Here is a 20238-nt window from a genome sequence, read left to right on the forward strand (position 1 = left end):
TTCGGCGGTGATCGCGTTCGAGGCCAGATCAGCAAGGCTCCGGTCCACCACGTCCGCCTCGGAAGAAACGACCTGCAGGGCGTTGGCACCGGCAGAAGCCAACCCACCGGCACCGGGCCCTAAGGCCCGGTCCGCGGCGAATCCCCCCATGGCTTCCATGGAACAAGTCTGGTCCGGGGGTCTGACATTAATAGCCCGTCGCCGAGGGCCCAAAAAGTTTTTCGCGGACGACCCGAAGCGGCAGTCCAAAGCTTAAGCGGCCCGTCACCCTCCCGCCGCGCGTCCTGGGGCCATAGACTCTAGCCAACTACGTGTAGCAGCGCCGCTCCGTCCATCCGGCCACTAAGGTTCGGAAACTCCAGGGGAGCAGAGCGCCGCTGCACCCGTTGGAAGGAAGTGGCGGGTGAAGCTGGGCATAGCGCGGGAGCGCCGGGAAGGCGAGCGGCGGGTCGCTGCGACGCCGGAAACCGTCAAGCAGCTGGCCGGACTGGGCCTGGAAGTGCTGGTTGAATCCCGGGCCGGCATCTCGGCCGGGCATGCCGACGATGAATACCGCCAGGCAGGCGCCCACATCGTTGACGACCTCGATCCCGCCCTGCTGGATATCCTCGCCCATGTCCGCCCGCTGGAACTCCCGACGGCGACAGCCCTGAAACGCGGCGCCGTCACCGTGGGTTTGGCCTCGCCGTCGTCCGAACTCGCCACCGTCAGGGTGCTCGCCGAAGGTGGGGTCACGTCCTTCGCGCTGGAATTGGTGCCGCGCATCTCCCGTGCCCAGTCCATGGACGCTCTCTCCTCGCAGGCCCTCGTGGCCGGCTACCGCTGCGTCCTCGAAGCTGCCATCCGCCTGCCGCGCTTCTTCCCGCTCTACATGACAGCGGCCGGAACCGTGCCGCCCGCGAGGGTCCTGGTGCTCGGCGTCGGCGTGGCGGGGCTGCAGGCGATCGGAACGGCTAAACGGCTGGGCGCCCGCGTGTCCGCCAACGACATCCGGCCGTCCTCCGCGGAAGAGGTCACGTCCATGGGCGGCACCTTCATCAAACTGGACCTGGAGACGGCGGAGGCGGCCGGCGGATACGCCCGCGAGCTCACTGCCGACCGCGGCGCCCTGCAGCGGCAGTTGCTGGCGCCGCACGTCGCCGACGCCGACGTTTTGATCACGACGGCGGCCGTCCCCGGCAGGCGTGCCCCGCTTCTGGTGACCCGCGAGATGGTGCAGGGCATGCGCCCCGGGTCCGTCGTCGTCGACCTCGCCGCGGAATCCGGCGGCAACGTCGAGGGGTCCGTTCCCGGCCGGGACATCCACGTCCCCACCGCCGACGGAAAGGGGACCGTCACCGTCGTCGGCCTTAAGGACGCACCCTCCGCCATGCCCACCGACGCCTCCCGGCTTTACGCGAAGAACGTCGCCAACCTGCTGGCTCTGATGACCCGCGACGGGACGGTGGACCCGGATTTCGACGACGACGTGATAGCGGGTGCCTGCCTGACGCACGACGGCGTGGTGCGTCATCCGCCGACGGCGGAGGCTCTTGCGGCGCTCACGGGGGAAAACGCGCCCGGTGCCGCATCAACGGACGGACCACCCGGGGACACGGACACCGCCAGTGACACGGACACCGCAAGTGACACGGACCACGAACTCGCCGACGAGCTGGCGAGCGGGCGGGAAAAGGCGTCGGAAAACGAAGGGGTGGTCTGATGGACGGTATCAGCCTGCTGACCATCACCGTGCTTGCGGTGTTTGTCGGCTTCGAAGTGGTGTCGAAGGTGTCCAGCACGCTGCATACGCCGCTGATGTCCGGTGCGAATGCCATTCACGGGATCATCCTGGTGGGTGCCATCATCGTCGCCGGGCAGGCCACGCACCCCTGGGTGCTCGCGGTGGCGCTGCTGGCGGTCGTCCTCGCCACGGCGAACCTTGTGGGCGGCTTCGTGGTAACGGACCGCATGCTGGAGATGTTCCGCGGCCGCAAGGAAAAACCGGCGAAGCCCGCCCCCGGGGTTGGGGCTCCGGGCGTCGCCCAGCCTGAAACCAAGGAGAACACGGAGGCCACGCGGTGATCCTCCTCGACCCCAACGTCACCGCCCTGCTCTACCTCGCGGCCGCCGTCTTCTTCATCCTGGCGCTGAAGGGCCTCAACTCGCCGCGCACCGCCCGCCGCGGCAACCTCATCGGCGCCTTCGGTGCGCTGGTCGCCGTCGTTACTGTCTTTTTCTCGACCCGGCTGGACAACGTCCCTTTGATCCTCGGCGCCATTGCCGTCGGTTCCGGTGTGGCCGCCCCCGTGGCCAGGCGCGTCAAGATGACCCAGATGCCCCAGCTCGTCGCCCTCTTCAACGGGGTGGGCGGCGGCGCCGCCGCCCTCGTGGCGCTGCTGGAACTGCCGCATGCGGAGGACGCCTGGGTGCGCGTCGCCGTCGTTTTCACCCTGCTGGTCGGGGCGGTGTCCTTCGCCGGCTCAGCCGTGACGTTCGCAAAGCTGCAGGAGCTCATGACCACCCGCCCCGTGGTGTTCCCCGGCCTGCCGGTGCTCATGGGGGCGGTGCTGCTCGCCGCCGTCGGTGCCGCGGCCGCCGTCGTGATGGGTGGCTCGCTCGCCCTGGCGCTGCTGCTCCTCCTGCTGGGCCTGGTGGCAGGCGTGCTGCTGGTGCTGCCCGTGGGCGGCGCCGATGTGCCGATCGTCATCTCGCTGCTCAACGCGTTCACCGGCCTCGCCGTTGCCGCGTCCGGCCTGGTGCTGGGGAACGTGCTCCTGGTGGTGGCGGGCACGCTGGTGGGGGCATCGGGCACCATCCTCACCCGGGCGATGGCCGCGGCCATGGGCCGCAGCGTGGCCGGCATCCTGTTCGGCGCGTTCCGGGGAGGTTCGACGGCGGGATCCACCGTCATGAGCGACCGTCCGGTCCGCTCATCCAGCCCGGAGGACGTGGCCGTGCTGCTGGGCTACGCGCAGCGCGTGATCATCGTTCCCGGCTACGGGCTGGCCGTGGCGCAGGGACAGCACACCGCCGCAGAGCTGGCTCAGGCCCTGGAATCCCGGGGCATCCGCGTGGACTTCGCCATCCACCCCGTGGCGGGACGCATGCCCGGGCACATGAACGTGCTCCTCGCCGAGGCCAATGTGCCCTACGAATCGCTCAAGGAAATGGGCGAGATCAACTCCGAGTTCCGCACTGCCGACGTCGCGCTGGTGGTGGGCGCGAACGACGTCGTGAACCCCGCCGCGAAGACCACCGCAGGCTCGCCGATCTACGGGATGCCGATCCTTGAGGTGGCGGACGCGCGTCAGGTGGTGTTCCTCAAGCGCTCCATGCGGCCCGGGTTCGCCGGGATTGAGAACGACCTCATGTTCGAGCCGCAGACAACGCTGCTGTTCGGCGACGCGAAGGAGTCCCTGACGAAGGTGCTGGGCGCGGTAAAGGCCCTGTAGGGTGGGGCCTTCGGGGACCCTCTTTCCCGGCTCCTGCAGTACCGCCTCCGCCTCCGGCCGTTACCGAAATGTGACTTTTGCTGCGTGAGTGCGATAGCCTCGGGCGGTGTCCTGGTTCCGCTCAGGGCATTCCCGGGCAGAATGCCGAGCCCTGCCGCTGACCGGGATCCGTTCGCTATGACCAACAGGCAGGGACGGGGGAACCACCTTTTTACCGGCCTTGCGAGTCAAGGCCTAGGGGTTAAGTCCAGAAGCTCCGCCTAGCCGCGGGCAGGACCGGGTGACTCCCATCCGAACCCGACAGCTCACCCCGCAGGCATGGGAGAGGCAAACCACCATGTCACGTAAGTCCATGTCCGCGCGCCATCGCGCCACCCCCACGACGTCCATCGCCCTGCAGGGCCTGTCGCATTCCCTCAAGTCCAACGCCGCCACGGTTGCCAAGCCGGCGGCAGCAGCCGCCGTCGCTTCCGGTCTCCTCTTCGGCGCCGGGGCGCCCGCCCACGCAGGTTCCTACGCCCCTGAGACGCCGGACGCCGCTGCCCAGTCTGTCGCTGGCCAGGCGCTTGCTGCCCCCGCCGCGCCGGCAGTCCCGGCCCCGGCGGGCGGCGGATCTGCTGTTGCCGGTGCGTCTCACACCGTTGAGCCCGGCGACACCCTTGGCGCCATCGCAGCACGCCACGGCGTCAGCCTCGATGCTCTTCTGGCAGAGAACGGCCTGTCCCTGGCCTCGGTCATTTACCCCGGTGACCAGATCTTCATCCCCGGGCCGGGCGCAGCTGCAGCCCCCGCAGTACCTGCGGCTCCGGCAGCACCCGCGGTGCCTGAGGTCCCTGCCGCGCCGGCGGCCCCTGCGGCCCCGGCTGTCCCCGAGCCGACCGGCATGGGGATCTACAACGCCTCCGCGTCGATAACGCCGGCAGCAACCGCTCCGGCAGCCAGCGGCACCGGCGCAGCCATTGTGGCCTCCGCCCGGGCGCAGCTCGGTGCCACCCAGGACTGCACCGTCCTGGTGGAGCAGGCCCTGCGCTCCGTCGGCAAGTCCGTCGGCGACCTCGCGCCCGCACAGTTCCACCAGTACGGAACTCCGGTTTCGGCCCCGCAGCCCGGGGACCTGATCATCAGCGCGGGACACGTCGGCGTCTACATCGGCGGCGGGCAGGCCATCAGCAGCGGCATGAACGGTGTCAACGAAACCATCGTGCACCCGGCCTCCTGGCTCACCGGCTCCACTTACGTGCGGGTGAACGCTTAGCAGTCGGAAGGGTTTACACAGCAGCGGCGGGTGCATCGGCACCCGCCGCTGCTGTGTTTGGTGGCAGTTGAGCTTGTTACGCCCGCCTCGCGGCTTCCCCGGTGGCCACGCAAGCTCCGCGGCCGTCCGCGGCTGACATAAAAAGTCACTTCCACGCAACAATTGTTGACCTATGGATACCGGGACGGTTAACTGGCAACCTGACCGGATGTGAGGTGGGACACGTCACGGCTGAAACTTCGCAAGCAACGCCGAGAGTGAGTTCCCGTGGACCTAATCACCACCGCAGAGGTTGAGGCAGCAGCGACGAGGCTGATGACCGCCTTCGCGGCCACCAACACAGACGACTACTTCGACTGTTTCGCACCTGACGCGACCTTCGTCTTCCATTCCGAACCGGACCGCCTCACCTCGCGCGGGGAATACCGCGCCCTGTGGCAGGGCTGGCTCGAGGATGGGTGGCGGGTCGCAGGGTGCGCAAGTTCCAAAGCACATATCCAGATCGCCGGCCCAACCGCCGTATTCAGCCACGATGTCAAAACTGTCATCGACGTCGCCGGCACCAAAGAGACCCTTCACGAGAGGGAGACCATCATTTTCACCAGGACGGAGTCTGGCAGCGTGCTCGCCGTTCATGAGCATCTTTCTCCGGCGCCTGCCAGTCCGAAGGAAAACTCATGACAAACGACCCCAAAGCCCCTGCCGTGACCGAAGTTGAAAAGCATGGCATCGAACCGATTCCTGCTGCCGACCGCACCGCAAAACCTCTGGATCTGTTCCGTCTCGTGTTCGGCGGCGCGAACACCTTCGCCACGGTAGTCCTGGGGTCGTTTCCCATCCTCTTTGGGCTGTCCTTCAAGGACGCGCTGTTGGCCACGGTCCTGGGCGTGGTGGTTGGTGGCCTGATACTTTGCCCAATGGCCGTTTTCGGCCCGACCAACGGAATGAACAATGCCGTTTCGTCGTCCGGGCACCTGGGCGTGCACGGCCGTGTGGTGGGATCCTTCCTGTCACTCCTGACAGCCTTCGCCTTCTTCTCCATCTCCGTGTGGAGTTCAGGGGACGCGCTGGTAGGGGGCGCGAACCGCCTGGTGGGCCTGCCCCAAAACGCCGTGACGCTAAGCCTCGCCTACGGCGTCTTTGCTGTCCTGATTCTGACCGTGTGCATCCACGGGTTCCGTTTCATGCTTTGGGTCAACAAGATCGCAGTGGTCGCAGCGTCACTGCTTTTCCTGCTCGGAATCGTTGCTTTCGCGGGCACGTTCGACGCGTCATACGCCGGGACGTTCGGGCAGGGAGCGGATGCAGCTACCAACGCACTGTTCTGGCCGTCCTTCATCGGATCGGCACTGATCGTCATGTCCAACCCGATCTCCTTCGGCGCGTTCCTTGGCGACTGGTCCCGGTACATCCCGGCTGAGACGCCCAAACGAAAGGTCATGGCTGCCGCCTTCCTGGCCCAGGTGGCTACCCTCGTGCCGTTTGGCTTCGGCCTGGTCACGGCCACCATCATTGCCACGGAGGCGCCGGCATTTTTTGAAAACTCCGATTATGTGGGCGGGCTCCTGGCCGTCTCCCCTGCCTGGTACTTCCTGCCGGTGTGCCTCATTGCCCTGGTGGGCGGAATGTCCACCGGCACCACCGCGCTTTACGGAACTGGCCTCGACTTCTCCAGCGTCTTTCCCAGGTTCTCCCGCGTCCAGGCCACGTTGTTCATTGGCTCCATCGCCATCGTCTTCATCTTCGTAGGCCGCTTCGCGTTCAACATTGTGCAGAGCATCTCCACGTTCGCGGTGCTCATCATCACCTGCACCGCGCCCTGGATGATCATGATGATGATCGGTTACGTAACGCGGCGGGGCTGGTACGACGCCGACTCCCTCCAGGTTTTCAACCGCCGCCAGGTTGGTGGCCGGTACTGGTTCAACCGCGGGTGGAACTGGCGCGCGATGGGCGTCTGGATCTTCTCGGCGGTCATGGGAATCATGTTCGTGAACGTTCCTAACCAGTTCGTCGGTGCTCTCGGCAACCTCGCCGCGGGAGTGGACCTGAGCATCCCAATTTCGATTGGCCTGGCTGCAGTTCTTTACCCCGCAGTGCTGTGGCTCTTCCCGGAACCTGCGGACGCGTATGGCCCGGAGGGCCCAAGGTTCGTCAGGGCAGCTGCCCCGAAGAATATCCCGATCGTTGACGAGAAGAAAGATCTCGAGTCCGTGCTGTCCTGACGACCCCGCCGCACCGAAACTAATTTCCGCACCGAAACTAATTTCGGTGCGGCGGCAGGGTTTGCGCGGCGCGGACGACGGCGGTCGTCACCTCCGCGAGGCCCGGCGAGTCCAGGGTCCACACCTGCCAGAAGAGCCGCAGGTCCTCGCTCCACCCCGGGTCGAGCTCTACGAGCGTGTTCCCGGGGTCCTGTTGGTCCGGCACCATGCCCCAGCCCAGGCCCGCGTGAATCGACTCGACGAACTGAACTGAATCGGGGATAAAGTGCTGCGGGGGCGTGGCGTCCGGCGCGACGCGCGCGAGAACAGCGAGCTGGTGCGTGTCCTTCCGGTCGTACTGCATGACAGGGGCGACGGCGAGGGCCTCCGGCGTGGGGCCGTCCGGGAACCAGCGGGCAGCGAAATCGCGTGAGGCCTTGGCCCGGTACACCATGGTGCCCAGCGGCCGGAGGGTGCACCCCTGCACCGGCCGGGGATCCGCGGTAATCGCGCCAACGGCGTCGCCGGACCGCAGCAGGTCGGCCGTGGCGTGCTCGTCGTCGCGCAGCAGCTCGAGGGCCACGCGGCCGCCGAGCGCAATCTCCCGGTAGGCCGCCGGCAGCCACGTCGCGATGGAGTCTGCGTTGGCCACGATGGGAACCCGCAGCCGCTCGGCGCTGGGCGGCACGCCGCCCCCGTCGTCCCCCTCGGCGTCCTCCGGCCCCCGCAAGGAAAGGACCGCCTCGTCGGCGAGGAGTAGGAGCTGGCGCGCGGAACGGAGGAGCTGTTCGCCCGCCGGCGTTGGGCGAACCGGCTTGAGGCGGCGCACCAGCACACTGCCCACGGAGCGTTCGAGCGCCTTGATGCGCTGGCTCACGGCGGAGGGAGTGAGGCGGAGTTCCGACGCGGCGGCGTCGAAGGTCTCGTGATCGACGACGGCGGCAAGGGCCCTGAGCTGATCGAGTTCCATAAAGAAATTCTAATGGAACTGCAGAAAAAGTGAATTGCTTTTCAGATTTCCGAATCGTACCTTCGAAGAATGCTTCCCTTCCTCACCGGTCTCGGAGCCGGCCTCAGCCTGATTGTCGCCATCGGAGCGCAGAACGCGTTCGTCCTGCGGCAGGGCCTCAAGCGTGAGGCTGTCCTGCCGGTCGTCCTGGTGTGCCTCCTCAGCGACGCGCTCCTGATTCTCGCCGGCGTCGCGGGGATCGGCGCGCTCATCCAGGGCTCACCGGTCTTGCTCGCGGTGGTGCGCTGGTTCGGTGTCGCGTTCCTTCTCGCCTACGCCGCTTTCGCGGCCAGGCGCGCCTTGCGCCCCGGGACCCTGAAGGCGGCGGAATCCCCCGGCAAGGGAACTGTCTGGTCGGCTGTAATCACCGCCGCCGCCATCACCTGGCTCAACCCCCACGTGTACCTCGACACGCTGGTGCTGCTGGGCTCGCTCGCCAACTCCCATGGTGGTTCCGGGAAGTGGCTCTTCGGGGCAGGGGCCGCCGCCGGCAGCGCCCTCTGGTTTCCCCTGATCGGCTACGGGGCGCGCGGACTCAGCGGCTTTTTCGCGCGGCCGGCGTCGTGGCGCATCCTCGACGGCGGCGTCGCCCTGCTCATGCTTGCCCTGGCCGTCGTCCTGGCAACCGGACACTGACGTTCGCAACGAAAGACCGACGGCGGCGTTGCCGGCCGCCGCGGTTATCCGCTGTCGCCAGCCATTCGGTCGAGTATCCCGGCCATGATGTCCAGTGCACGGGCAAGCTGAAGATCGGTCGGGGCGCCGTATCCGATGACGAGGCCGTTTTCCGGTGGTTGCTCTGCAAAGTAGCTTGCGAGTGTCACAACCCGCACCCCCAGCTGCAGTGCTTCCTCGGCCACACGCCCGGCCGGGACGTTCTGTGGGAGCCGGATGACGGCGTGCAGGCCGCCGTCCAGGGCCGCCAACCGGACGTCTGCCCGTCCTCCGAGCCGGTTCAGCAGGAGTTCGCGGCGGTGAGCGTACTGTCTCCGCGCCCGGGCGATGTGCCGTGCAAGGCCTCCGCCCGCAATGTAATGGGCCAGGGCAGACTGCAAGACCCCGGAAACAGGTGTGCCGAGGTCAAGCCGTGCGTCCTTGAGGCGCTGCCCGGAGGTGCCGCGAACCACAAGGTAGCCGCACCGCAGCCACGGGCTCAGCGACTTTGAAAAGGTGCCCACCAGGACGACCTCGGCAGCGGAGGGCAGCGAGGCCAGGGCGGGCAGGGGCATCCGCCGGTGCCGGAACTCGCTGTCGTAGTCGTCCTCGAGGATGACCACCCGGTTGGCTTCAGCCCAGGCCAGCAGGGCCAGCCTTTCCTTCACCGGCATCCGGCCGCCCAGGGGGTACTGGTGGCTGGGAGTTACCAGGATCGCGTCAGGGCTGGGATCAACGCCCGCAAGCTGTGCCGCTTCCAGCCCGTCGTCGGCAACCGGAAGGGCTTGAACCACGGCGCCCGCCGCGGAAAGCACCCGTCTGGCCGTGGGATAGCCGGGGTCCTCCATCAGCACGCGGGGCCGGTCCGCCGCGCCGCGGAGTGCCGTGACGATCAGCTGCAGGGCGTCACTGGTACCGGCTGTGATGACGACGTCGTCAGCACTCACGGCAAGTCCGCGGGACGCGGCGAGGTGCTCGGCCACGGCAGCACGAAGGGCCGGAGTGCCCAGAATGGCCGGGATCTCGACTTCCACCGGCTCGGCAACGGCCGTCCGCCACGCGGCCCGCCAGCCGCGGTCACGGAACGGCGCGCCGGACGGCCGTCCCGGGGTGAGGTCGATCGTTGCGGTTTGCTCCGTGCCGGACACGGCCCGAGGGCCTGCCGACGCCGTGCCCTGGCCATCGGAGCGTACCGTCACGCGGGTGCCGCCCGAGCCCCGGCTTTCCAGGTACCCTTCGCCGGCGAGCTGCTCATAGGCGCGGACCACCACTCCGCGGGAGACACCAAGCCCGGCGGCAAGCCGCCGCGACGCCGGCAGGGTGTGCTCCGGCCTCACGGTTCCGTCAAGGATTGCTTCCCTCAGCCGGACAACCAGCTGGGAGGTCAGCGGAACGCGGCTCCGGTGGTCCAGCACCAGGGGCAGTTCGGCTTCGATCTTGGTCCTCCTGAATCGTGGATTCTTGGATCTATGTTAGGACCAATCAGGCTGTGAGCATGAGGAGAGAAACCTAATCTGAACTGATGAGAGGACACCCCTCGTGTTTACCGGCCTTTGTGCATTTCCCCTGACTCCGCTCGCCGGGGACGACGTCGACGAAACCGCACTGGTGCGGCTGGTTGCGCGGTGCGTCGATGCCGGCGTGGACTCCATCGGTGTCCTGGGTTCGACCGGCATCTATACCTATCTGCTGCGCGGGGAACGCCGCAAGGTGGTGGAGGCTGCCGTTGATGCTGCCCAGGGAACTCCGGTGGTGGCAGGTGTGGGCGCCATGCGCACCCGTGACGTGCTGGGCTGCGTCGAGGATGCCCAGGCGGCGGGCGCCTCCGGCCTGCTGCTGGCTCCTGTTTCGTATCAGCGGCTCAGCGACGACGAGGTCTACCGGCTGTACTGTGATGTCTCGTCCGCGTCCGATCTGCCGATTGCCGTCTATGACAACCCGGCCACCACAGGGTTTACCTTCTCCGATGAACTCCATGGCCGGATCGCCGAACTTCCCGGCATCGCATCGATCAAGTTCCCGCCTCCGGCTCCGGGCTTGGCCGCCGAACGCATCGCTAGCCTCCGCGCCGCAGTTCCCGAAGGCGTATCCCTGGGCATCAGCGGCGACTGGGCCGCAGCGGAGGCACTTCTGGCCGGCTGCGACATTTGGTACTCAGTTATCGCCGGCCTGTTTCCCAAAGCCGCCAGGGTGATCGTTGATCTTGCCCAGACGGGTCAAGGTGACCAGGCCAGCCATGGCCGCCTAGCGCTTGAGGCATCTGCGGCACTGGAACCGGTGTGGTCCCTCTTCCGCACCTACGGGAGCCTGCGCGTCGCTGCCACCATGGCCGAAGTTCTCGGCTTCGCGGAGGCGCCGTGCCTGCCCCGCCCGCTGCAAAGCCTGCATGGTGAGGGCCGCAGCCGGGTCGAGGAAGCCCTCCGGCTCAGCGGACTGGGCGCCTGAGCAGGTACGGCATGGGCAGCCTGAACCGCGGTACCGCGGAGCAACAAGCACACGCGGAGCAACCAGCACGGATGGGACAACAAGGACGGGTGGGGCAACAAGCACCGACGAAACAGGCCCCGGCCGGAGGCCCGTCCCACGGAGGTCCGGTCCGCGGAGGACTGGTCCGCTACGTGGCGGCTGCGACGCTCGCACGCACCGCCGACGGCGGAGCCGTGGTGGCAATTGTCCTCATGGTCACAACGAGCGGGGCACCGGGCTGGCTGGCCGGCCTGCTCGGCGCCTGCATCACCGCGCCGCACCTGCTGGGGCCGCTCGTGGCGCGGAGCCTGGACTCCTGCCGCGACGGACGCGTCCTGATCGCGTGGGCGTGCGTCGTTCACGGCGCCACGCTCGCGGCCGCCGTGCTGCTGTACCCGGTGACGTGGCCGGCGGTCACCGGCGTTCTGCTGGTGGCTTCGGGGCTGGTCGGGCCGCTGCTGACCGGCGGCATCAGCAGCCGCCTACCGGCGATCGCCGGCCCGGACCAGGTCAGCCAGCGCCGTGCCCAGGGCTGGGATGTGGCCACCTACGGAATCGGCGGGACCATCGGTCCGAGCGTCGTGGCCGCTGTCTCCGCCTGGGCCGGACCCACCATAGCCGCCCTGATCCTGGCGGCTGCCACCTTCGTGGCCGCCGGCGTCGTTCGACTGCTGCCCTATGTTCCTCCCGCCGCACTGGCAGCCGAGGTTCCGAGGCCTGCCCAGACCCTGCGGCTCATGGCCGTCACGGGCCGGCTTCGGAGGATGCTGTACCTGACCATCACGGTGGCGTTCTCCGTGGCGGCGCTGCCCATCGCGGCCGTGGCGTCCACCGCCATGTTCCAGGTCCAGCCGGCAGCCGCCGGCGTTCTCACGGCGGCTTACGGGCTGGGCGGCCTGACCGGTTCCGCCGGAGTGATGTGCCACCCGCTGCGGGGCGACGCGGACCGACTGGTGACGCGTCTCGCGGGATTCGTTGCCGTGGCGCTGGCCGTCGCCGCCTTGTCCGGGTCCTTTGCGCCTGCCGTCGCCGCCTACGCAGCCGCCGGGGTCATGAACTCGTACTTTTTCGCGGCGACCCTCGCCGCCCGCAGCGAGTTTGCGCCGCCGCAAGTCCGGGGGCAGGTGTTCGTTTGGGTTGGTGCCCTCAAAATCGCCGCCGGGTCCGCCGGAACAGCCGCGGCCGGCGTCGTCATCACGGGGGAGCCGCAGCTTCCCCTGTTCCTTGCCGCCGCACTCATCCTGGCCAGTGCCGGGGCATCGGTCCTGGACCGCCGCGGCCCCGTCGGGCTGAAGACGTCGGGCTGAAGACGGTGGGCCGAAGCCGGCGCGCTGAGGGTCGCCGGCCGCCCGATCGCGCTCGCAAGTATCAGCCGGATTGATCGGACTGTGCCCCATATCCGGGGAACGCGGTTACGATTTGAGTTCCGGGGCTTTCGGGCCCGCCCGCAGCAGCCGAAGGACACCATGACAGCCCAGAATGCTTCCTCGCCGCCACGGGCAGCCGTGGTGGTCAACCCCGCCAAGGCTGTTGGCGCCGATCTCCGCGCCTCGCTGGTCCGGCTGTGCGACACGCAGGGCTGGGCCGAGCCGCTGTGGCTGGAAACAACGGTTGAAGACCCGGGCGTGGGCCAGGCCCGCGAGGCGCTGGAGGCGGGGGTCGACGTCGTTATAGCCGCCGGCGGCGACGGTACCGTGCGGTGCGTGGCTGAGGCGCTGGCCGGCACCGGAACGCCCATGGGGATGGTGCCGCTGGGCACTGGCAACCTGCTGGCCCGCAACATGGGCGTGGACATCACGGATCCCGTTTCGGCAGCATACGACGTCCTGAACGGCACAGTCCGCACGGTTGACGTCGCCCGGACCACCTTTGACGGGTCCGACGACGAGAACGTCTTCCTGGTGATGGCCGGAGTGGGCTACGACGCCGCGATCATGGCGGACACCGTGGACGCGCTGAAGGACCGCATGGGCTGGCTGGCCTACGTCGAGGCCGGGATCCGCAAGCTCCCGGGTAAGCCGGTCAGGGCCACCATCAAGGTGGACGACAAGCATCCGGTCAAGCGCCGCATCCGGAGTGTCATGGCCGGCAACTGCGGCCGGATCATGGGCGGCATCGAGATTTTCCCCGAGGCGAAGATCGACGACGGCATCGTGGACGTGCTGATCCTTGCCCCCCGCGGCCGCTTTGGCTGGCTCGGCGTCGCGGCAGGCATTTTCGGCCGCAGGAAGAACAGGAAGGAATCCGCGGAATACTTCCAGGGCAAGAGGATCGAGGTCACCCTGGAGCACGAGGAGGAGTTCCAGCTCGACGGCGACCACGTGGGCGCCGTCAAGCAGCTGTCCATTTGGGTGGATCCCGGGGCGCTCAAGGTCCGGATGTAGACCCGATCCGGGTATAGATCCGCTCCGGACGTAGAGCGCCCCGGGCTTGGGAGTGCCCGGACCTGGCCGATATGGCCAGGCGCGTCAGTCCCCGAGGAGCCGCCCCCACCTTGGTGCGAGCAAGGGTGAGCCGGCAAGTTTCAGGCAGTGCCACAGCGTCACGGCAACCGAATCCAGGACCGGGACGCCCGTGCCCGCCTCGATTTCAGCCGCGATGTTGGCGCCGTACAGGTTGGTGCAGAGATAGATCAGCGCATCCGGGGCGTCGGCCGCGAGTTCCAGGGAACCGGGACGCATCTCATCATCGGTGACCCGGCCGAAGGACTCGTTGTCGCTCAGGCCCAGGCAGCGGTGGCTGACGGTCTTGATGCCGTCCCGCTCATAGGACCTGATGATGGCCTCGTTGACGTCCTGCGTGTATGGCGTGAACAGCCCGATCCGCTCGGTGCCGAAGGACCGGAACGCCTCAAGGTAGGCGAGCGTGGACGTCGTGGCGGGGATGCCGGTGGCGTCTGTGATTTCAAGGACGAGGTCGCGGTCGTGCGCGGACCCCAGCCACGATCCCGAGGTGCCGTTCCAGGCGATCACGTCCACGTCCGCCGTCGCCAGCAGCCTGGCCGCCTCGCGCATGACGGCGGGGTCGAACTGCCGGTCCGACGAATCGTCCAGTGCGATCCGGGTGACCGGAATCCGGGTGAAGTGGATGGTGACGTCGGTGCGGCCACCCAGGATGCGGTAGCTCTGCGGTTCCAGGCAGGTATTGGAGGACGGCACGATCATGCCGATCCGGGTGGGGCGGGCAGGTGCAGTCTGGCGGTTCAGCGAGGTCAACGAATGCTCCTAGAGGGTCGCGGCGGACAGGTCGGCAGTGGCGGCCAGGTGTTCCCGGAACCCGTTCCGGGACACGAAGCGGCCCACGGCGCCCGGATCGTGGAAGCCCTCCCGGTCCAGTACCACCCGGCCTGCGGAAACCACGACGGCGGGCCAGCCGGCCAGCGTCCGGCCGTCAAACGGCGAGAAGTCGGTGCCCATGTGCAGCGCGCCGCCGTCCACTGTCCGCTGGACGGAAGGATCGAAGAGCACCAGGTCGGCGTCGAAGCCCTCGGCGACGGAGCCCTTGCCGGGCAGGGCATTGATGCGCGCCGGGCCGGCGGCGAAGACCTCCACGAAGTCCTCCACGCTGCTGCCGGCTTCGGCCATGGCCGTGAACGTGACGGGCATGCGGGTCTCCACGCCGGGCAGGCCGTGCGGCATGGCGCGGACGTCGTCGGTGCGTTCCCGCTTCTGGGTCAGGTCGTAGCAGGAGTGGTCCGAGGCCACGGTGTGGATGGCACCGCCGGCCAGCCGCTGCTTCAGTGCCGCGACCGTTTCCGGGCTGCGCATCGGCGGGCAACAGGCGTACCACTCCGGGAACGCCGAGCCGTAGACCGTGTCATCCAGGGTGAGGTAGTGCGGGCATGTTTCCGAGTAGGCCTCCTGGCCGCGGGCACGGGCCTCGGTGACCAGGTCGACGGCGCCGGGCGTGGACTGGTGGACGAAGTACACCGGTGCCTTCGTGTACTGGGCCATGGCCAGGGTTTCCTTGACTGAGGTTTCCTCGGCAAGCTCAGGGCGGGTGCGGTGCAGGTGCTCGATGCCGATCCTGCCGTCGTCGGCGTGCTGCGCCGTGCAGTCCGCGATGATGGGGTCGTGCTCGGCGTGGATGTAGGTGAGCCCGTCCAGCCGGACCATTTCGCGCATCACCTTCAGGATGGTGTCCCCGTCCGCCATGGTGGTGCCGCGGTTGGTGGTGTACATCTTCACGGAGCGGACGCCCTCGGCGGCGAGCTGTTCGAGCTGCCAGGGCACGGTCTCATCCCACCTGACCACAGAGCCGTGCAGTGCCACATCGCAGCGTGACTCCTGCGCCAGTGCCTTCTTGCTGAGCACGGCTTCAAGCGGGGTTTCGCGGGCGTCGCGGGGGATGCCGAAGTCGATGATGGTGGTGGTGCCGCCCCACAGGGCAGCGGTGGAGGTGGTCCGGTAATCGTCCAGGGTGCGGAACCTGCCGGTTACCTGGGCCACGTGGCAGTGCCCGTCCACACCGCCGGGGATCACCAGCTGGCCGGTGGCGTCGATGGTGCGTTCGGCGTCGGGCACGGGTTCTGTGGCGTCGACGAGCTGGCTGATTTTGCCGTCCACCACCACGATGTGGGCGTGCCGGCGGCCAAAACTGTTGACCACGGTGCCGTTGGCGATGACGAGTTGGGGGATGCGGGACATCGTTGTCCTCCTGACTGGGAAGCTGATTGGAAGGGAAGCTGCTGGGACTAGCTGGGGGAAGGCGCCGCGGCGTTCGACGCCGTCTGGGCGGCGGTCAGGGCGGCGTCGAGGTTTTCGGACAGGCCCTTGCGCGCCTTGACGGGCGGCGGAGCGAACGCGCCGGCCCGGTGCGGGCCGGACTGCAGCCCCACCACGGCCTCCGCCATGCGGATGCCGGCGGAGATGCCGTCCACCACGGGCACGGGGATCTGCCCCCGGAGTTCCCGGGCCAGCCCCGCCAGGGGCGCCCCGGCGAGGATGACGACGTCGGCCCCGTCCTCCGCGACGGCCCGCTGGCTCAGTGCCAGGAGGGTTTCCTTGAAGTCCTGCTGCACGGAGCCGATGGCGTTCAGGGTCTCGTTGATGGAGCGGATGGAGGCCAGGCGTCCGCCCAGGCCAAAGCGTTCCACGCAGTCCACGTACCACGGGCGGATCCGGTCCGAGATGGCGATGATGGAGAAACGGTGCCCCTGCAGCGCAGCGGCGCAGAGGGCCGCCTCGGTGATGCCGATGACTGGAACGTCGGCCAGTTCCTTCAGGGCCGGCATCCCCGGATCCCCGAAGGCGGCCACGACGACGCCGTCGATGGGATCGGCGTCGCCGCCCGCAGCAGGGCCGGTGGTGTGCTCGGCAATGATCTCGGCGACGGCGCCGGCAGCGATGAGTGATTCAAAGCGGGTTTCGATGTATTCGACGCCGTGGCCGGCGGTGCGGACCAGGAGCTCGCTGCCCGGGGAAGCGGAGCGGCGGGCCTCGGACTCGATCAGGGCGGTGACGTCGTCGCTGATGTTGGGGTTGATGACAAGGAGTTTCATTTTTTCTTCCGGTGAAGGTCGGGTTCTGTTTTCTGGAAGTCGTCGGGGAACTGTTCGCGGTATTTGCCGATGTGCGACGCCGACTGCGCTGCGGCGCGGTCGGGATCGGCGCTGGCGATGGCGCCGTAAAGTTCCCGGTGTTCCTGGATCAGTTCGGGCAGGTCGCTCACGTGCCGGAACAGCCAGTGCATGCGGCCCTGCAGCGGTTCGAGGGCGGATTTGAGGAAGCCGTTGTCCGCGATCCGGGTGATGGCGTCGTGGAATTCGCTGTTGGCGCGGTGGGCCTCCATGACGGCGCCCTTGGCGAGGCAGCGTTCGGCCTCGTCCAGCAGCCCTTCAAGATACTCAAGGTCCTCGGGTGTTGCCCGGACAGCGGCGAGGCGGCAGGCCAGCACCTCCAGCGACTGGCGGACGTCGAACAGGTCCTCCACGTCCTTGGGGCTGAGGGAGCTGACCTCGGCGCCGCGGGCTCCCCGGTCGCTGAGGAGGCCCTCCTGGCGCAGCATCCGCAGCGCCTCGCGGACCGGCAGCCGGGAGACATTGAACTCGGCGGCGAGGTCGCGCTCCACGAGCCGTGTGCCCGGAGCGTAATGTCCTTCGAAGATCCTGGTGCGCAGCGTGTCCCGGACAGTCTCGCGGAGGGGACGTTCCTTGTTCTGGGTTTCTTCTGCGGCAAGCATGGTGCTCCATTCGTGGTTTTTTAGCGACTCTATGTCCTCGGCGGCTTCCATCTCTGCTCAGTCCGCTGAAGCTGGCCTGGACCTGGGTGGCGGTGGGCTGAAGCGGCCAAACTCCCGTTCGAGGGCCGCGGCGACGGCGAGTACTTCGCGGTCGCGGTAGGGCCTGCCCACCACCTGGACGCCCACGGGGAGGCCCTCACTGGAAAGCCCGCAGGGCACAACCGCCACCGGGAAACCCAGGATGCTGATGGCACGGCAGCAGGATCCCAGCTCCGTCCACGGAATGTCCTTGCCACCGACGGTGAAGGTTCCGGTCCGGGGATCCGACGCCGGCAGGCTGGCCACAGGCAGCAGCAGGATGTTGCGCTCCGCCATGAACCCGAGCACCTCTGCGCGGATCGCATCCCGCTCCGCGGCGGCCTTGCGGTAGTCCGCCACCGTGCTGGGTTCTCCGCCCAGCACGGAGTCGCGCAGGTTGGCGCCCAGCTCGTCCTCGCGCCCCGTGGCAAGCTCCACCACCTCGGGCATTCCCTCGGCCGTGCGGAGGGCAACGAAGGCTGCCGCCGCCCGCTCCAGGCCTGGCGGCCTGCCGTGCTGCATTGGAACACCGAGGCCCTCGAGGGCTTCCGCGGCCCTCCGGACGGCGGCCACCAGATCGTCCCGGACGGGGTGGGTGCCCTCGTCCTCGAACCAGGCACAGCTGATCCCGGCCAGGGAGCCGACCGGACCGCCCAGCGGAACCGGCACGGTGGAGGGATCCACCCCATCCGGCCCGGCGAGGATGCCGAGCAGTACGCCCAGATCCTCCACGCTCCGGGCCAGCCAGGCCACGGTGCCAAGCCGGTGCAGGGCAGACATTGAGTTGGGTGCGGGGAGGCTTTCTCCGGCCGCCGGCGGGACATACGGCAGGAGCCCCGTCTCGGGTACCAGTCCGACAGTGGGCCGCAGGCTGGCCAGGCCCGTGCAGTGGGCCGGCCAGCGGATGGACCCGCCAAAGTCGGTGCCGAGCCCGAAGGCACTCATGCCGGAGGCCACGGCGGCGCTGTCGCCGCCGGTGGAACCGCCGGACGTCAGGCGCGTGTCCCACGGATTCCAGGTGTCCCCAAAGAGCGGGTTGCGGGTGTGGGTCTCGACCGCGAATTCCGAACAGTTCGTCTTGCCCAACAACACCGCTCCTGCCTCCTGAAGGCGTTGGACCGCCGTCGCGGACTGCTCCGGTACGTAGTCCCCCAGAAGGGGGCTTCCCGCCGTCGTGCGCAGGCCCTTCGTCGCCAGGGTGTCCTTCACCGTGAACGGCACGCCGTGCAAGGGGCCCAGCGGTTTGCCGTCGGCGGCGGCCCGGTCCGCGGCGGCAGCTTCCTCAGCGGCCAGCGGGTTGAGCGTGACGATGGCGTGCAGGCGGGGGTTTTCCTCGGCGATCCGTTCGAGGTGCAGTTCCAGGCATTCGGCCGCCGTCAGTCGGCCCTCCCGCATGGCGCTCGCCCATTCGGTCATGGAAAGGCCGGTCAGCCGCTCCCTGTCCGTGGAGGTCCTGTCCACAGTGGTCCTGTCCACGGTGGTCCTGTCCACGGTGGCCTGCGCTGAAGGCAGGGCGGTGTTGTTCATGTCCATGATCCTTATCGTGTGGTGCTGGCCGTCTTGCCGGCCTCGTTCATGGTGATCCTGGACGTTTCCTTGGCTACGTAGACGCAGTACACCATGAGCAGCAGCGCGGCGGACAGGTAGCCGGCCACGGCGAATCCGGAGCTGGTCAGGACGATCAGCTGAATGGCGATCAGCGGGGCAAAGCCGCCGCCGAAGACGCCGGCGAGCTGGAAGCCTACGGCGGAGCCGGTGTAGCGGACCTTGGTTGCGAAGAGTTCGGGGATGAAGGAGGCCACCGGGGCGTACATGGCCGCAACGATCACCAGGCCGATGGCGGGGGCGATGAGCACCAGGAACGGGTCCTTGGAGTTGAGCATCGCAATGAACACGAAGCTGTAGATGATGCCCGCGACGGCGCCGCCGATCATGACGGGCCTGCGGCCCACACGGTCCGAGAGTCCGCCGAACAGCGGGATGCTGATCATCTGGGCAACGGCCGAGATTGTCGATGCGGCCAGGGCCAGGCTCTTGGGCAGGCCCAGGTGTTCGGTTCCGTAGACGAGGACGAACAGCGCGAAGATGTAGAACGCGATATCGCTGCCGATGCGGGCACCGACTGCCAGGGCCAGCTGCTTCTTGTAGTGCTTGAAGACGTACAGGAGCGGAGCCTTGACTTCTTCCTGCTTCTTCTCCGCGGCCTTCTGTTCCGTCTCCTCGAAGATCGGCGATTCCGCGAGCTTCAGCCGGATGTAGAGGCCGATGGCGACGAGTGCGAAGCTGATCAGGAAAGGGATCCGCCAGCCCCAGGCGAGGAAGGCTTCCTTGGAAAGGGCCGAGGTCATGAGCGTGAAGATGCCGGTGGCCAGGAGCAGGCCCGTGGGCGCGGCGGTCTGGACGAGGCTGCCGAAGAGTCCGCGCCGGCCGCTCTTGTCCGACTCGGTGACCATGAGGGCGGCGCCGCCCCATTCGCCGCCGATCCCGATGCCCTGCAGGAAGCGAAGGGACACCAGGAGGACCGGAGCCCAGACGCCGATGTTTTCGTAGGTGGGCAGGAGGCCGACGGCGGCACTGGCCAGGCCCATCAGGAGCAGTGTGGTGACCAGGACGTTTTTGCGTCCGATCTTGTCGCCGAAGTGGCCGAAGATGGCGGCGCCCAGGGGACGCACCACGTAGCCCACAGCGTAGGTGGCCAGGGCCAGCAGGAGGCCGGTGGCGGGCTCTGAGCCTGGGAAGAACAGGATGGGGAAGACGATGGAGGCGGCTGTGCTGTAGGCAAAGAAGTCGTAGTACTCGAGCGTGGTGCCGACGAAGCTCGCGGCGACGACCCTCTTCATTGAGTTCCCGCCGCCCTTCGGCTTGGCGTCGGACACGGAACTGCGGGTTTGGGAGTTGATCGACATGTGGCCCTCCTGGGCGATGCGATTGGTGGTGCAGGAACCGGGTTGGGTTGAG

Annotated in this window: 18 protein-coding genes and 1 riboswitch; of the genes, 10 read left to right on the top strand and 8 right to left on the bottom strand. The window is 68.0% G+C overall.

Annotated features, from left to right (window positions below):
- Positions 1-403 precede the first annotated feature (403 nt).
- The 6 genes from ARGLB_RS18870 to ARGLB_RS18895 all read left to right on the top strand — a co-directional run bounded on the left by ARGLB_RS18870 (position 404) and on the right by ARGLB_RS18895 (position 6914).
- Positions 404-1702 carry a Re/Si-specific NAD(P)(+) transhydrogenase subunit alpha gene (locus tag ARGLB_RS18870; RefSeq protein ID WP_003805593.1) on the top strand — a complete coding sequence of 433 codons (1299 nt, stop codon included), beginning with the start codon at positions 404-406 and terminating at the stop codon, positions 1700-1702.
- The gene (locus ARGLB_RS18875; RefSeq protein WP_003805595.1) at positions 1702-2064 is read left to right on the top strand and encodes an NAD(P) transhydrogenase subunit alpha part 2; all 363 of its coding nucleotides are present in this window, start codon (positions 1702-1704) and stop codon (positions 2062-2064) included. The genes ARGLB_RS18870 and ARGLB_RS18875 overlap by 1 nt, the downstream gene beginning before the upstream one ends.
- On the top strand, positions 2061-3434 hold the full coding sequence (locus ARGLB_RS18880; RefSeq protein WP_003805596.1) for an NAD(P)(+) transhydrogenase (Re/Si-specific) subunit beta: 1374 nt from the start codon (positions 2061-2063) through the stop codon (positions 3432-3434). The genes ARGLB_RS18875 and ARGLB_RS18880 overlap by 4 nt, the downstream gene beginning before the upstream one ends.
- A gap of 163 nt (positions 3435-3597) precedes the next feature.
- Positions 3598-3768: riboswitch (cyclic di-AMP (ydaO/yuaA leader) on the top strand.
- 3 nt (positions 3769-3771) lie between these two features.
- Complete coding sequence (locus ARGLB_RS18885) at positions 3772-4689, top strand: C40 family peptidase (protein ID WP_003805598.1); 918 nt, start codon at positions 3772-3774, stop codon at positions 4687-4689.
- A gap of 267 nt (positions 4690-4956) precedes the next feature.
- On the top strand, positions 4957-5370 hold the full coding sequence (locus tag ARGLB_RS18890) for a YybH family protein (protein ID WP_003805599.1): 414 nt from the start codon (positions 4957-4959) through the stop codon (positions 5368-5370).
- Positions 5367-6914, top strand: coding sequence for a purine-cytosine permease family protein (locus ARGLB_RS18895; protein ID WP_003805601.1), 1548 nt, complete (start codon positions 5367-5369; stop codon positions 6912-6914). The genes ARGLB_RS18890 and ARGLB_RS18895 overlap by 4 nt, the downstream gene beginning before the upstream one ends.
- Positions 6915-6951: 37 nt before the next feature.
- Here the strand turns inward: ARGLB_RS18895 and ARGLB_RS18900 are convergent, their stop codons facing one another.
- Positions 6952-7863, bottom strand: coding sequence for an ArgP/LysG family DNA-binding transcriptional regulator (locus tag ARGLB_RS18900; protein WP_003805602.1), 912 nt, complete (start codon positions 7861-7863; stop codon positions 6952-6954).
- Positions 7864-7932: 69 nt separating this feature from the next.
- On the opposite strand from ARGLB_RS18900, the gene ARGLB_RS18905 reads away from it, so the two are divergent.
- Positions 7933-8538, top strand: coding sequence for a LysE/ArgO family amino acid transporter (locus ARGLB_RS18905; RefSeq protein ID WP_003805603.1), 606 nt, complete (start codon positions 7933-7935; stop codon positions 8536-8538).
- Between the two features lie 44 nt (positions 8539-8582).
- Here the strand turns inward: ARGLB_RS18905 and pdxR are convergent, their stop codons facing one another.
- Positions 8583-9971, bottom strand: a complete 1389-nt coding sequence (gene pdxR, locus ARGLB_RS18910) for a MocR-like pyridoxine biosynthesis transcription factor PdxR (protein ID WP_003805604.1) — start codon at positions 9969-9971, stop codon at positions 8583-8585.
- Between the two features lie 124 nt (positions 9972-10095).
- Between pdxR and ARGLB_RS18915 the strand changes: the two genes are divergently transcribed.
- The 3 genes from ARGLB_RS18915 to ARGLB_RS18925 all read left to right on the top strand — a co-directional run bounded on the left by ARGLB_RS18915 (position 10096) and on the right by ARGLB_RS18925 (position 13406).
- Positions 10096-11001 carry a dihydrodipicolinate synthase family protein gene (locus tag ARGLB_RS18915; protein ID WP_003805605.1) on the top strand — a complete coding sequence of 302 codons (906 nt, stop codon included), beginning with the start codon at positions 10096-10098 and terminating at the stop codon, positions 10999-11001.
- Between the two features lie 89 nt (positions 11002-11090).
- The gene (locus ARGLB_RS24195) at positions 11091-12329 is read left to right on the top strand and encodes an MFS transporter (RefSeq protein ID WP_175305029.1); all 1239 of its coding nucleotides are present in this window, start codon (positions 11091-11093) and stop codon (positions 12327-12329) included.
- Between the two features lie 159 nt (positions 12330-12488).
- Positions 12489-13406 (top strand): diacylglycerol/lipid kinase family protein, encoded by a 918-nt coding sequence (locus tag ARGLB_RS18925; RefSeq protein ID WP_003805607.1) that lies wholly within the window; start codon positions 12489-12491, stop codon positions 13404-13406.
- An 84-nt stretch (positions 13407-13490) separates the two neighbouring features.
- On the opposite strand, the gene ARGLB_RS18930 is transcribed toward ARGLB_RS18925, so the two are convergent.
- Genes ARGLB_RS18930 through ARGLB_RS18955 form a run of 6 tightly spaced genes read right to left on the bottom strand, consistent with a single transcriptional unit; the run spans position 13491 to position 20186 of the window.
- On the bottom strand, positions 13491-14186 hold the full coding sequence (locus ARGLB_RS18930; RefSeq protein ID WP_043419843.1) for a maleate cis-trans isomerase family protein: 696 nt from the start codon (positions 14184-14186) through the stop codon (positions 13491-13493).
- Positions 14187-14246: 60 nt separating this feature from the next.
- Positions 14247-15668 (bottom strand): amidohydrolase family protein, encoded by a 1422-nt coding sequence (locus ARGLB_RS18935; protein WP_003805609.1) that lies wholly within the window; start codon positions 15666-15668, stop codon positions 14247-14249.
- A 47-nt stretch (positions 15669-15715) separates the two neighbouring features.
- Positions 15716-16522, bottom strand: coding sequence for an aspartate/glutamate racemase family protein (locus ARGLB_RS18940; RefSeq protein ID WP_003805610.1), 807 nt, complete (start codon positions 16520-16522; stop codon positions 15716-15718).
- Positions 16519-17202: a GntR family transcriptional regulator gene (locus ARGLB_RS18945; protein ID WP_043419846.1), complete on the bottom strand. Its 684-nt coding sequence runs from the start codon at positions 17200-17202 to the stop codon at positions 16519-16521. Before ARGLB_RS18945 ends, ARGLB_RS18940 begins: the two co-directional genes overlap by 4 nt.
- A gap of 57 nt (positions 17203-17259) precedes the next feature.
- The gene (locus tag ARGLB_RS18950) at positions 17260-18807 is read right to left on the bottom strand and encodes an amidase (protein ID WP_003805614.1); all 1548 of its coding nucleotides are present in this window, start codon (positions 18805-18807) and stop codon (positions 17260-17262) included.
- An 11-nt stretch (positions 18808-18818) separates the two neighbouring features.
- Positions 18819-20186 (bottom strand): MFS transporter, encoded by a 1368-nt coding sequence (locus ARGLB_RS18955; RefSeq protein ID WP_003805615.1) that lies wholly within the window; start codon positions 20184-20186, stop codon positions 18819-18821.
- Positions 20187-20238 lie beyond the last annotated feature (52 nt).

Origin of the sequence: Arthrobacter globiformis NBRC 12137 (assembly GCF_000238915.1) — a bacterium.
Classification (GTDB): domain Bacteria; phylum Actinomycetota; class Actinomycetes; order Actinomycetales; family Micrococcaceae; genus Arthrobacter; species Arthrobacter globiformis.

Bases quoted from the DNA above. Each gene is read 5' to 3' on its own strand.
- ARGLB_RS18875 (WP_003805595.1), top strand. From the start codon at position 1,702: ATGGACGGTATCAGCCTGCTGACCATCACCGTGCTTGCGGTGTTTGTC.
- ARGLB_RS18885 (WP_003805598.1), top strand. From the start codon at position 3,772: ATGTCACGTAAGTCCATGTCCGCGCGCCATCGCGCCACCCCCACGACG.
- ARGLB_RS18895 (WP_003805601.1), top strand. From the start codon at position 5,367: ATGACAAACGACCCCAAAGCCCCTGCCGTGACCGAAGTTGAAAAGCAT.
- ARGLB_RS18900 (WP_003805602.1), bottom strand. From the start codon at position 7,863: ATGGAACTCGATCAGCTCAGGGCCCTTGCCGCCGTCGTCGATCACGAG.
- ARGLB_RS18905 (WP_003805603.1), top strand. From the start codon at position 7,933: ATGCTTCCCTTCCTCACCGGTCTCGGAGCCGGCCTCAGCCTGATTGTC.
- ARGLB_RS18925 (WP_003805607.1), top strand. From the start codon at position 12,489: ATGACAGCCCAGAATGCTTCCTCGCCGCCACGGGCAGCCGTGGTGGTC.
- ARGLB_RS18930 (WP_043419843.1), bottom strand. From the start codon at position 14,186: ATGATCGTGCCGTCCTCCAATACCTGCCTGGAACCGCAGAGCTACCGC.
- ARGLB_RS18935 (WP_003805609.1), bottom strand. From the start codon at position 15,668: ATGTCCCGCATCCCCCAACTCGTCATCGCCAACGGCACCGTGGTCAAC.
- ARGLB_RS18940 (WP_003805610.1), bottom strand. From the start codon at position 16,522: ATGAAACTCCTTGTCATCAACCCCAACATCAGCGACGACGTCACCGCC.
- ARGLB_RS18945 (WP_043419846.1), bottom strand. From the start codon at position 17,202: ATGCTTGCCGCAGAAGAAACCCAGAACAAGGAACGTCCCCTCCGCGAG.
- ARGLB_RS18950 (WP_003805614.1), bottom strand. From the start codon at position 18,807: ATGAACAACACCGCCCTGCCTTCAGCGCAGGCCACCGTGGACAGGACC.
- ARGLB_RS18955 (WP_003805615.1), bottom strand. From the start codon at position 20,186: ATGTCGATCAACTCCCAAACCCGCAGTTCCGTGTCCGACGCCAAGCCG.